The sequence below is a fragment of the Brevundimonas sp. UBA5936 genome, from assembly GCA_002430835.1.
Lineage (GTDB): Bacteria > Pseudomonadota > Alphaproteobacteria > Caulobacterales > Caulobacteraceae > Brevundimonas.
Genome location: DJDA01000032.1, coordinates 18077 through 30176 on the forward strand (window position 1 = coordinate 18077; position 12100 = coordinate 30176).

A 12100-nucleotide genomic window follows, 5' to 3' on the forward strand; every position below is an offset into this window, starting at 1 on the left:
GGACGTCCAGGATCGCGGCCAGAGGCGGCCAAGCGTGAGGATAGAGGCCGCGCCCGGCGCGTCAAATGAACGGACGGTAATAAACCCATCAAAAAGGGCCCGCCGTCGCCGGCGAGCCCTTCTCATTCATCGCAAGGTCGCGATCAGCGGCCGATGTCGTAGGTTCCGCTGATGTCGATGCGGACCGTCAGCTCTCCGGCCGAAACCGGGGTCGAGGCGCCGCCGGCGTCCATGGCGACGCGGGCGTACATGGCCTGCGGGCGCACCTCGGGGGCATAGCCGCCGCCCTCGGTCAGGGAGCGCACCGGCCCCAGGTCGACGCCCAGGGTCTGGGCGTACAGACGCGCCTTGTCCTGCAGGGCGCGCACGGCCAGCACGCGGGCCTGATCCTCGGCCGCCTTCGGATCTTTCAGACCGAAGCCGATGCCGTCGATCTGGTTGACGCCCGCTGCGACCACGGCGTCGGCGGTCGTGCCGACCTTGGTCAGATCCTGGATCGTCACCGTGACGCGGTTCGACGCCTGATAGCCGCGCAGCTTGGGCGGTTCGTTCTGCTGATAGTCATATTGCGCCGACAGGTTCAGGCCCGAGGTCTGGATGTCGCGCTCGGCGATCCCGGCGCGGCGCAGGGCGGCGACCACGCGGGTCATCTGCTGGGCGTTCTGGGCCATGGCCTCCTGGGCCGTCGGCGCCTCCGTCACCACGCCGAAGTTGATCGTGGCCTGATCCGGCGCGACCTTGACCTCGCCATAGGCCGACAGGTTCAGAGCGGGTTGTTGAGCCATGGCGTGCACCTGCATCGGGGAAGAGCCGCCGGGCTGGGATTGAGCGCCAGAAGCGGCGGACGCGACGGCCGGCGCCGCCAAGGTCATCAGGGCCGTGCCCAACATCAGGGCGCGTGCGGTGCGGGTCATTACGAGTTCTCCGTCGAAATCATTCTGGCGGGCTTATACGCCAGCCACGCCCTAACTTGACCGTATCAAGCTGAACGAACGCAAAAGACCCCTGTGCAGGTTCCGTTCTTCAGCGTGAAAAGCGTGACAGGTCCGGGGCGGCTTTGCAGCCGCCGCGCCGCCTGCTAGGCACGCCTTGCTGTGCTTCGGGGGCCCGTAGCTCAATGGTTAGAGCCGACCGCTCATAACGGTCTGGTTGGGGGTTCGAGTCCCTCCGGGCCTACCGACGGTGAAACCACGCAGAAAATATTGGAAACGGCGGCCCCGATAGGGCCGCCGAGCCCGATTCAAGGGGCGCCGTATAGCGCAGCGCAACGCTGTTCGACTTCAGCCAAGCACATATCGAAAGCTATACCTTCAGGACTATCCGGATTGGGCAGATAAACCATCCCCCCAGGAGTGCGCGGAAGACAGCGATCGTACCCCTCAAAATAGCACTGGGTGTATTCAGGGTTGAGAGACGGTTGAGCAACAGCGGTTGCCGGCGACTGAAAAGATACGACCGCCGCTACCGCAACGACACCCAATGCCGCCAACACAACTTTGCTTCTGGAAAATTTCATTTCACACCCTCCAAGCGGTTTGTTCCGCCCAAAGAGAGAACAGCTAAAATTCAATTCACGCAACAATGGTATTTGAAATAGCTCACCTCAACGCCCCCGTTTGAAGCCCCGAAGCGAACTACGCTAGGATCGCTAACCTCAATCTGATGCTCAGAAGAACCTGATGATCCTCTTGCTCAGCGCCGCCCTGGCCTCCGTTTCCCCGGAGCCCGCCTTCGAGACGCTAGAGCCTGTCCCGGCCCCCGCTCAAGGCGAGGCCATCCCCGCCTGCACCGTCGATCGCCGCTGGTGCGCCCTGATCGAGACGGACGAGACCCAGGAACGTCAGGTGCTGCGCCTCTATGACGGGCTGCCCGGCGAGCGGGCGCCCGCAGCCTCCCACCTCATCGAGAGCGAGAACTCGGAAGGCTTCTGGAGACCGGGCGCCATCCTGCGTCGCGCCGAAAGCGACGACGTCATCCTCGGCGCCGACATGGAGCTGCAGGCCATGTATTCGGGCGGCGGCGGCATGTCGTCCTATCGGACGCTGGTGCGGTTCACGCCGGGCGCAGCGCCGCAGGAGATCCTGACCGTCCCCCTGTCTGGGTCACTGATGATCCGCGCCTGCTTCGGCGAAGAGGACATGAAGCAGCGCGCCGGGGCCTGTCATGACGAATATGAGTTCGCCGCCGAGCTGAAGGCCGAGGGCGACGCCTTCCCGCCGCGCCTGACCTACGCCTCCACCGCGACCACCTTCCCCGGCCGGGTGTCGCGCAATGAAGATTCCCTCGCCAAGCCGCCATTGACGCCCAAGGATCTGGTCAAGGCCGTCGACGCGGAATGCAGCGTGCGCCGCGTCTTCACTTTCGATCCGGCGACGAAGGCCTATGTTCCCGACGCGCCGTTGCCTGACTGCGGCGACTATACCGTTCCCTGAGACTGCGTTGAGCTTCGCCTGATGTCCTATGTCGCCCGTGACGACCGCCCCGCCGACAAGGCCGAACGCTACGCCGAGGTCGAGGCCGAGATCCTGGCCGTGCTGGACGGCGAGCCGAACCTGACGGCGCGCATGGCGACGGTGGCGTCGATGCTGGCCGACGCCTTTCCCGTCTTCTTCTGGACCGGCTTCTACGTCGTGGACGCGGCCAAGGGCGATGAACTGGTCGTCGGCCCGTATCAGGGCACGCTGGGCTGCCTGCGCATCCCGTTCGGGCGCGGCGTCTGCGGCACGGCGGCCAGGACGCGCGAAACGCAGGTGGTCAAGGACGTCCACGCCTTCCCCGGCCACATCGCCTGCGACAGCCGCTCGGCCAGCGAGATCGTGGTCCCGGTGCTGGACGCGGCGGGCGGGTTGATCGCTGTACTGGACGTGGATGCGACCGAGACGGCCGCCTTCGACGCGGTGGATGCGGCGGCGCTGGAACGGCTGATGGCCAAGGTGTTCGCCGCGGGGTGAGGTCAATCCCCTCTCCCGATGGGAGAGGGTTCCGCACACGACGCCTGCCTGCGCCCGTGCTACCTCCCCTTCATGCGGATCGGAATCGACTTCGGCGGCACCAAGATCGAGGCGGCGGCGCTGGATGCGTCCGGCGCCTTCGCCGCGCGCATCCGCGAACCCAACCCCGGAACCTATGACGCCGCCCTCAACCTCGTCGCCGACCTGATCGCGCGGGTCGAGGCCGAGGTCGGCCCCGCGAAATCGGTCGGTCTGGCCATTCCCGGCTCGCCGTCGCCGCGCACCGGCCTGATCCGCAACGCCAACTCCACCTATCTGAACGACCGTCGCTTCGGCGATGATCTGGAGGCCGCGCTGGGCCGCCCGGTGCGGCTGGCGAACGACGCCAACTGTCTGGCCCTGTCCGAGGCCGCCGATGGCGCAGGCGCGGGCGCCGCCAGCCTGTTCGGCGTCATCCTCGGCACAGGCTGCGGCGGCGGACTGGTCATCGACGGCGCGCTGGTCGAGGGGGCGCATGGCGTCGCCGCCGAGATCGGCCACATCTCCCTGCCCTGGCCTTCGGCGGAAGAGGCGCCCGGCCCCGTCTGCTGGTGCGGCCTGCACGGCTGTCTCGAGACCTGGATTTCCGGCACGGGTTTCCAGCGCGACCATCAGGCGACAACCGGGCGGGTATGGACGGCGCAGGCCATCATCGACGCCGCCCGCGCAGGCGATGCTCAGGCTGTCGCCGCCCTCGACCGCTACATCGACCGACTGGGACGGGCTCTGGCCATGGTGGTCAATCTGGCCGACCCGGAAGTCTTCGTACTGGGCGGCGGCATGTCGAACGTGGGCGAGCTTTACGACCGCCTGCCCGCCGTCGTGGCGCGCCATGTCTTCTCCGACCACTGGGACGGACGGATCGTTCCGGCGAAGTGGGGCGATTCCTCGGGCGTGCGCGGCGCCGCGCGGCTGTGGGACGCCTGATCGCCGATTGATCCCGCGACGCGCGCCGCTATGGTCCGCGCCGAACCATTCAGGAGCGAGACGATGGGCGAACGGGTTGCAGCAATCACCGGCGGGCACGGCGCCCTGGGCCGGGCCGTGGTCGAGGCCGCGTTGGCCGCCGGCTGGACCGTCGCCGTCATCGACCACGCCAGCGGCCACGCCGCGCCCGAGGGCGTGCTGGAGGTCGACGGCGTCGACCTGACCGACGCCAAGCAAGCCAGGACGGCGATCAAGGCCGTGGTCGCCCGCTTCGGCCGTCTGGACGCCCTGCTTAACATCGCCGGCGGCTTCATCTGGAGCCCGATCGAGGGCGACGGCGAGGAGTGGGACCGGATGCACGCCCTCAACGTCAAGACGACGCTGAACGCCAGCCGAGCCGCCCTGCCCTATCTGAAAGCCTCACCTGAGGGCCGCATCGTCAACGTCGGCGCCAACGGCGCGGTCAAGGCCGGGCACGGCATGGGCGCCTACGCCGCTTCCAAGGCCGGGGTCCACCGCCTGACCGAGGCCCTGGCCGAGGAGCTGAAATCGACCTCGGTGACGGTCAACGCCGTCCTGCCCTCCATTATCGACACGGCGGCCAACCGCGCCGACATGCCGGGCGCCGATCCGGCCAAGTGGGTCGCGCCCGCCGACCTAGCCGCCGTCATCCTGTTCCTGGCCTCTCCCGAGGCGCGGGCCGTGACGGGTGCCCTGATCCCCGTCACGGGCAAGGTCTGATGCGCGCGCGCAGCGTCCTCTACCTGCCCGCCTCGAATGCGCGAGCCGTTGAGAAGGCCCGCACCCTGCCCTGCGACGTGGCGGTGCTTGATCTGGAAGACGCCGTCGCGCCCGAAATGAAAGCCGAGGCCCGCGCGGCCGCCGTCGCCGCGGCGCAGGCGGGCGGCTTCGACCCGCGCCTCGGCGTGCGGATCAACGGTCTGGACACGCCCTGGGGCGCCGACGACCTGAAGGCCCTGCGCGAGGCCCCCGTCGACCTGATCGTCGCGCCCAAGGTCGAGAGCGCGGCCATGGTTCACGCCCTGTCGGCGGCGCTGCGCCCCGGCGTCGATCTGTGGGCCATGATCGAAACACCGCGCGCCTTAGTCGATCTTGGCGAGATCGCCGGTGCGGATGGCGCCCTGAGCGGCCTGATGCTGGGCGTCAACGATCTGGCCAAGGAGCTGAAGACCGGCCCAGCGCCCGACCGCGAACCGCTGAAGCCGTGGCTGGCGGCCGTTGTGGCCCATGCCCGCGCCAACGGCCTGAGCGTCATCGACGGGGTGTTCAACCGCATCAAGGACGAGGCGGGATTCGCCGCCGAGTGCGCGCAGGGGCGGCTATACGGCTTCGACGGCAAGAGCCTGATCCACCCCTCGCAGATCGAGGATGCCAACGCGGCGTTCGGCCCGTCGCCCGACGAGATCGAATGGGCGCGCAAGGTCGTCGCCGCCTTCGCTGCGCCCGAAGCCGCCGGTCTGGGCGTCATCCGCGTCGAGGGCGAGATGGTGGAGCGGCTACATCTGCACGCGGCCGAAACACTGCTGGCCGACCTCTAACTACCCGCTCATCCCGGCGGACGCCGGGACCCAGTGTTTGGCTTCAAACGCCTAGGTTATCTAGCGCTCCCCTTATGGCCGGATGCAGAGCGCGTGGCTCTCACTGGGTCCCGGCGTCCGCCGGGATGAGCGGTCGTGGGGGTGGCGCCCTGACTCGACAAACCGTAGACACCATCCCATGACCGCACCGCTTCCGCCCCCGTCGAAAACCCGCGCCTGGGTCTGTGCGCCGGGGGTGCTGAAGGCGCCGTTCCTGTCCGCCTTCCTGCCCGATTACGACCTGTCGGCCCTGCCCGGATCGTCGATCGAGGCCGTCCTCGGCTGGGGCATGAAGCCGACGGCGGAAGCGGGCCGGCGCTGGGCGGCGAAGCACGGCAAACCCTATGTGGCGCTGGAGGACGGCTTCCTGCGCTCGGTCGGCATCGGCGAGGGCGGGGCGACCAGCCTCAGTCTCATCGTCGATGATCTGGGCGTCTATTACGACGCCACCCGACCCAGCCGGCTGGAGCAACTGATCGACACAGCCCCCGACTGGTGCGACGCCACCATGGGGGCCCGCGCGCGCGGACTGATCGACCGTATCGTCGCCTCGGGCGTATCCAAAACCAATATGGGCGGGCCGCTGGACCCCAACCTGCTGAAACCCGGCCGCCGGGTGCTGATCGTGGACCAGACCTTCGGCGACGCCTCCATCGGCTATGGGCTGGCGACCGAGGCCAGCTTCTCCGACATGCTGGCGACCGCCCGGCGCGACGAGCCTGACGCCCAGCTGATCGTCAAGCGCCACCCGGCGGTGGCCGCAGGGCGCAAGCAGGGCTGCATCCCGGCGGACCAGCTTCAGGGCGTCACCCTGATCGACACCGACGTGCGGCCCGCCGATCTGCTGGCGGCGGTGGATGCGGTCTATGTCGTGACCTCCGCGCTGGGGTTCGAGGCCCTGCTGCGCGGCCTGCAGGTGCGTTGCTTCGGCGCGCCCTTCTATTCGGGCTGGGGGCTGACGACGGATGCGGTGCAGACCGGGCGGCGCGGCGCCCCGCGCGATCTGGAGCAGATCGCGGCGGCGGCCCTGATCGCCTACACCCGCTATGTCGATCCCGTCACCGGCCAGCGATGCGAGGCGGAACAGGCGCTGGAGCGGCTGGTCGCCCTGCGCGACCGGGCCGACCGGCTGGCGGGCGACTGGGCCGCCGTCGGCTTCGCCCCGGCCAAGCGGCCGCCGGTGCGCCGCCTGCTGAACTCGCCCAAGGGCCGCGTCCGCTATTTCTGGCGCTCATCCGCCGCCGTCGCCCATGCGCGGGCGACGGGCGGAAAGCTGATCTGGTGGGCCGGCAAGGAGACGCCGCAGATCCGCGCCGCCGCCGACGCCTTCGAGGGGCCGGTCGTACGCATGGAGGACGGCTTCATCCGCTCGCGCGGGCTTGGGTCCGACTTCTTCGGCGCCCTGTCGGTCGCGCTGGATGATCAGGGCGTCTACTACGACCCGACCCGGCCCAGCCGTCTGGAAAGCCTGATCGAGGCGGGCGAGCCGTCGCCGGATCAGGCCGCGCGCGCCGAGGCGCTTCGTGTTCGGGTGGTCGAGGCAGGCCTGTCGAAATACAATCTGAAGGGGGCGGGCGTCCCGGCCCACTGGCCCAAAGACAGGCCGATCCTGCTGGTCGTGGGTCAGGTCGAAAACGATCGCTCGATCCTGATGGGCTGCGGGCCGGACCTGCGCACCAACTCCGGCCTGGTGAAGGCGGCGCGGGCGGATCATCCCGGCGCCTTCCTGATCTATCGCAACCACCCGGACGTGACGGCGGGCAACCGGCCGGGCCTGCTGGACCATGCGGCGATGGAGGAGGTCGACGCCTCAGCCGACGATCTGGACATCGTGGACTGCCTGAACGCCTGCGACCGGCTGGCGACCCTGACCTCCCTGACCGGGTTCGAGGCCCTGATGCGGGGCAAGCCGGTCAGCGTCTATGGCCGTCCCTTCTATGCCGGATGGGGCCTGACCGACGACCGGCTGACGTTCGAACGCCGCGCGCGCCGCGCCAGCTTGCAGAGCCTGATCCACGCCGCCCTGATCGGCTATCCGGTCTATGTCACGCCGGACGGCTGGCCGTGCGAGGCCGAGGATCTGGTCGAGGCCCTGATCGCCGCGCGCGACCATCCCCTGCCCGCCCCGCCGCGCGGCCGCATCAATCGGTGGTGGCGCGGCATAAAGGCCAGTCTCGACCGCAGCCTTCCCCCGGCCTATTGAGGACGTTCGTCATCGCAACGGACTGAGTCCGGCCCGCGAGGCGCCCGAACTTCGCCGCGAGGCGCCGACATAAGACTTGTCGAGCGCCGGGGACTCCATGTTCCCTCATGCAGCGAGGCGCCGCGCGCCGAGCGTCAGGGAACTACACAGTGCAAAAAGCCGTCATCTCCGCCACCGGCCTGTTCACGCCCGAACAGTCGATCTCGAATGAGGAACTGGTCGGCGCCTACAACGCCTGGGCCGAGGGCTGGAACGCCGCCAACGCCGAGGCCATCACCGCCGGAGAGGTCGAGGCCAAGACGCCCTCGTCCGAAGCCTTCATCGAGAAGGCCTCGGGCATCAAGGCGCGCTATGTCATGGACAAGTCGGGCATTCTCGACCCTGAGCGGATGCTGCCGCACCTGGCGGCGCGCGGCGACGACGAACCGTCGATCCTGGCCGAGATGGCGGTGAAGGCCGCTGAGGACGCCATCAGAGCCTGGGGCAAGCCGGTCAGCGAGATCGGCGCCGTCATCTGCGCCGCGTCGAACATGCAGCGCCCCTACCCCGCCATGGCCATCGAAGTGCAGCAGGCGCTGGGGATCGAGGGCTTCGCCTTCGACATGAACGTGGCGTGCAGTTCCGCCACCTTCGGCGTCAAGACGGCGGCGGACTTCGTGGCCTCGGGCTCGGTCAAGGCCGTGCTGATGGTGAACCCGGAAATCTGCTCGGCGCACCTGAACTTCAAGGATCGCGACAGCCACTTCATCTTCGGCGATGTCGCCACCGCCGTCATCATCGAGGCCGAGGATCAGGCCGGGCCGGGCGGCTGGGACATTCTGGGCACGAAGCTGCAGACCAGCTTCTCCAACAACATCCGCAACAATTTCGGCTTCCTGAACCGCGCCGCCCTGCCGACCGACGCCAACGAGCCCGTGTCTTCGGATGGCCTGACCGACAAGATGTTCGTCCAGCAGGGCCGCAAGGTGTTCAAGGAGGTCGTGCCGATGGTGTCGACCATGATCCTGGATCACGCCGCCGAGCTGAACCTGGACACGCAGGGGCTGAAGCGCCTTTGGCTGCACCAGGCCAACATCAACATGAACACCCTGATCGGCAAGAAGGTGCTGGGCCGCGATCCCGAGCCCGAGGAGAACGTCATCATCCTGGACGACTACGCCAATACCTCCTCGGCGGGGTCGATCATCGCCTTCCACCTGCACAACGACGGCTTTACGCCGGGCGACACAGGCCTGATCTGCAGCTTCGGCGCAGGCTATTCGGCGGGCACGGTTTTTGTGCAAAAGCGCCCATAAACCCGCCGAACAGGAATCATTATTTCCGGCGGCGCTTGCACTGTTCGGAAATTTTTGCAAACCGTATCGCGTCGAGAAGCAGGGGGGACGGCGCCCGAATGACTCAGACAGCTTTGCCTTGGGCTGAAAAACTCAGTGATCCGCTGGCGCACGATGTGGCCACGGTGCTGCAACGCATGGGCGGTTCGGCCCATCAGGACATGGTGATCAACTGCGTCGCGGCGCTGAAACGCCAACGCGGCGAGTCGGTGACTCAAGACCTCAAGATGAAGATCATCGAGGTGTTCGAACGCTATCGCGACTTCTTCATCCGCCCCTTCGGCGAAGGGTCGATGCGCTGGGCCCTGGCGCCGGGCGTCGCCTGACCGCCTAAAAAATCGACCAACGAAAAAGGCCCGCTCCGACTGGAGCGGGCCTTCGTCATTTCAGACCATCCGCGCTTAGAAGCGGCGGATATAGCTGACTGAATAGGCGTCAGCCTCGCCGCGATCGTCGCGAAAGTCGCGGCGGGTCCAGTCGGCGCGGACGCCGTTGACGCCGTCCAGGTAGTAGTTGGCGCCGACGCCGTAGTTCCAGCTGTCGCCGCCGACCTTGCTCTCAGAGCCGGCCAGCTCCTGCTTCAGCTCCGTGTGGCCGTAGCCGCCGCGGGCGAACAGCTCCAGCTTGTCGCCGACGGGATACTTGCCGACGACATAGCCGGCGGCATCCCACTCGTGCTTGATCTGGCCGTCGACGCCGGCGACGGTGATGTCCTTGTCCTTGACCCCCACGCCGACCTCGGTCTCCACGGCCAGGTAGCGGTTCAGGTTGACGCCCAAACGGCCGGACACGGCGCCGGTTTGGGCCGCATCGCCTTCCATGTGCGTGTAACCCAGCGAACCATAGCCACGCGGTTCAGGATTCGATTGAGCAAACGCCGGAGCGGCGAGAACAGAGATAGCGGCGGCGGCGAGAAAAACGTTACGCATTATTTCATACTCCTTAGATGATGTGACTTCTGTGGTCACATGCCCCATCCAACGAAGCTTAAATGGTTGCGCCGTCACACTCGTTCCATAGGCGAAGCGGCCAAACACAACACGAGTTACGCAAAAGACACACACGTCGTTACCTAAATGACGCAAAAGAAAGGGCGCGCTCCGCCGGGGAGCGCGCCCAATCGATCCGCCGGGAATCGGATCAGAAACGACGGACGTAGTTGACCGAGTAGACGTCCACTTCGCCGCCGTCGTCGGTGAAGTCGCGACGAGTCCAGTCGCCGCGCAGGCCGTTCTGGCCGTCGAAGTAGTAGTTGGCGCCGACGCCGTAGTTCCAGCTTTCGCCGTCGGCCTTGCGCTCGACGCCGGCCAGTTCGGCCTTCATCTGCGTGGTGCCGTAGCCGCCGCGTGCGAACAGTTCGAAGTTCGGCGTGACCGGCAGGGTGCCGACCGCATAGGCGGCCAGATCATAGTCGTGCTCGATCTTGCCCTTGGCGCCGGCGATGGTGAAGTCGTCGTCCTTCACCCCGATCGAGCCTTCGCCCTCGACGCCGAAATAGGGGTTGAACTTGGCGCCCAGACGGCCGGTGACGGCGCCCAGGTTTCCATCCGAATGGTCCAGCTGCGAATAGCCGAGCGTGCCGTAGTAGGTGGGGCCGCCCGGTTGTACGACCTGGGCCGCAGCCGGAAGGGCGAATACAGAAAGGGCGGCGGCGGCGAGAATAACGTTACGCATGAGCTTCAATCACTCCTTATTGCGATGAACAGGCCTGGCCTGACCACCTTGCGGAGAAACAAAGCTCGAGCGCACCGCGGCGTTCCCTATGCTTGATGAAGCAGTCGATGACTGTGCGAACAGAAGCACACACCGCGTTCCGTCAAGGATGACTATTTTACGACATGAAAAAGGCGACCCTTTCGGATCGCCCTTCTCTTGTCGTCGATTGAAAGGGCCTCAGCGGTCCTTTTCGCGCTCCTCGCCCGAGCGTGCGCTCAGCGCGGCCTGGGCCGCCGCCAGACGGGCGATCGGCACGCGGTAGGGCGAGCAGGAGACGTAGTCGAGGCCGACCGTCTCGCAGAAGGCAATGGAGGCAGGGTCGCCGCCGTGCTCGCCGCAGATGCCCATCTTCATGCCCGGCTTGACCGCGCGACCGCGTTCCTCGGCGATGCGGATCAGGTCGCCCACGCCGTTCTGGTCCAGGCGAACGAAGGGGTCGGTCTCGAAGATGCCCTTGTCCAGATAGGCCTGCAGGAAGTGGCCGGAATCGTCGCGGCTGATGCCGAAGGTCGTCTGCGTCAGGTCATTGGTGCCGAAGCTGAAGAACTCGGCGTGCTCGGCAAGATCGGCGGCGCGCAGGGCCGCGCGGGGCAGCTCGACCATGGTGCCGACCAGGTAGTCCACGCTGTCCCCGGCGTCCGCAAAGACAGCCTTGGCCGTGCGGTCGGTCAGTTCGCGCAGATACTTCATCTCCAGACCCAGGGCGACCAGCGGGTGCATGATCTCCGGGATCGGGGCGACACCCGAAGACGCCTTCACATGCAGCGCCGCCTCCAGGATGGCGCGGACCTGCATCTCGTAGATTTCCGGATAGGCCACGCCCAGGCGACAGCCACGGTGGCCCAGCATGGGGTTGGTCTCATGCAGTTCGCGGGCGCGGCGCTTCAGCTTGGCCGCGTCCAGCCCCTGCGTGGCGGCCAGGGCGTCGATGTCGGCGTCGGTGTGCGGGATGAACTCGTGCAGCGGCGGATCCAGCAGACGCACAGTGACGGGGAGCCCGCTCATGATGGTGAACAGTTCGACGAAGTCGGCCTTCTGGAACGGGGCGATCTTGGCCAGGGCCACGCGGCGACCCGCCTCGTCGTCGGCCAGGATCATCTCGCGCACGGCGGCGATGCGGGCCTCGTCGAAGAACATGTGCTCGGTGCGCGACAGGCCGATGCCCTCGGCGCCGAAGCCGCGCGCGGTCTTGGCGTCCAGCGGGGTCTCGGCGTTGGCGCGGACCTTCAGGCGGCGAATGCCGTCGGCCCAGCCCATCAGGGTCTGGAAGTCGCCCGTCAGCTCCGGCTCGATCATGGCCACGGCACCGTCCAGCACCTCGCCCTTGCCGCC

The 12100-nt window shown here is 67.3% G+C and carries 12 protein-coding genes and 1 tRNA gene; 9 read left to right on the plus strand and 4 right to left on the minus strand.

The features are described 5' to 3' along the window. Positions 1–143 precede the first annotated feature (143 nt). A complete protein-coding gene (locus tag B2Y21_RS02985) occupies positions 144–914 on the minus strand; it encodes an SIMPL domain-containing protein (RefSeq protein ID WP_292056791.1) in 771 nt (256 codons plus the stop codon). A gap of 189 nt (positions 915–1103) precedes the next feature. Here B2Y21_RS02985 and B2Y21_RS02990 point away from each other — a divergent pair. The 9 genes from B2Y21_RS02990 (at position 1104) to B2Y21_RS03030 (ending at position 9378) form a co-directional block, all read left to right on the plus strand. Next, a tRNA-Ile gene (locus tag B2Y21_RS02990) sits at positions 1104–1176 on the plus strand. A gap of 503 nt (positions 1177–1679) precedes the next feature. Next, positions 1680–2432: a hypothetical protein gene (locus B2Y21_RS02995; protein WP_292056793.1), complete on the plus strand. Its 753-nt coding sequence runs from the start codon at positions 1680–1682 to the stop codon at positions 2430–2432. Between the two features lie 21 nt (positions 2433–2453). Beyond that, a complete protein-coding gene (locus B2Y21_RS03000; RefSeq protein ID WP_292056797.1) occupies positions 2454–2951 on the plus strand; it encodes a GAF domain-containing protein in 498 nt (165 codons plus the stop codon). A gap of 72 nt (positions 2952–3023) precedes the next feature. Continuing rightward, entirely contained in the window at positions 3024–3917 is an 894-nt protein-coding gene (locus B2Y21_RS03005; protein WP_292056799.1) for an ROK family protein, read from the plus strand. Positions 3918–3980: 63 nt separating this feature from the next. Continuing rightward, positions 3981–4658 carry an SDR family NAD(P)-dependent oxidoreductase gene (locus tag B2Y21_RS03010; protein ID WP_292056800.1) on the plus strand — a complete coding sequence of 226 codons (678 nt, stop codon included), beginning with the start codon at positions 3981–3983 and terminating at the stop codon, positions 4656–4658. After that, positions 4658–5476: an HpcH/HpaI aldolase/citrate lyase family protein gene (locus tag B2Y21_RS03015; protein WP_292056802.1), complete on the plus strand. Its 819-nt coding sequence runs from the start codon at positions 4658–4660 to the stop codon at positions 5474–5476. Before B2Y21_RS03010 ends, B2Y21_RS03015 begins: the two co-directional genes overlap by 1 nt. Positions 5477–5654: 178 nt before the next feature. Next, a complete protein-coding gene (locus tag B2Y21_RS03020; RefSeq protein ID WP_292056804.1) occupies positions 5655–7718 on the plus strand; it encodes a capsular polysaccharide biosynthesis protein in 2064 nt (687 codons plus the stop codon). A gap of 149 nt (positions 7719–7867) precedes the next feature. Beyond that, positions 7868–9013, plus strand: coding sequence for a beta-ketoacyl-ACP synthase III (locus B2Y21_RS03025; protein WP_292056806.1), 1146 nt, complete (start codon positions 7868–7870; stop codon positions 9011–9013). Positions 9014–9111: 98 nt separating this feature from the next. Continuing rightward, entirely contained in the window at positions 9112–9378 is a 267-nt protein-coding gene (locus tag B2Y21_RS03030; protein ID WP_087139307.1) for a hypothetical protein, read from the plus strand. Positions 9379–9453: 75 nt separating this feature from the next. Here B2Y21_RS03030 and B2Y21_RS03035 read toward each other — a convergent pair whose 3' ends face one another. The 3 genes from B2Y21_RS03035 to B2Y21_RS03045 all read right to left on the minus strand — a co-directional run. After that, positions 9454–9981, minus strand: coding sequence for a porin family protein (locus B2Y21_RS03035; RefSeq protein ID WP_292056809.1), 528 nt, complete (start codon positions 9979–9981; stop codon positions 9454–9456). A 211-nt stretch (positions 9982–10192) separates the two neighbouring features. Then, positions 10193–10726 (minus strand): porin family protein, encoded by a 534-nt coding sequence (locus B2Y21_RS03040; protein WP_003165856.1) that lies wholly within the window; start codon positions 10724–10726, stop codon positions 10193–10195. Positions 10727–10945: 219 nt separating this feature from the next. Beyond that, positions 10946–12100: putative PEP-binding protein (locus tag B2Y21_RS03045; RefSeq protein ID WP_349679412.1), on the minus strand; the 1155-nt coding region annotated here is incomplete at its 5' end.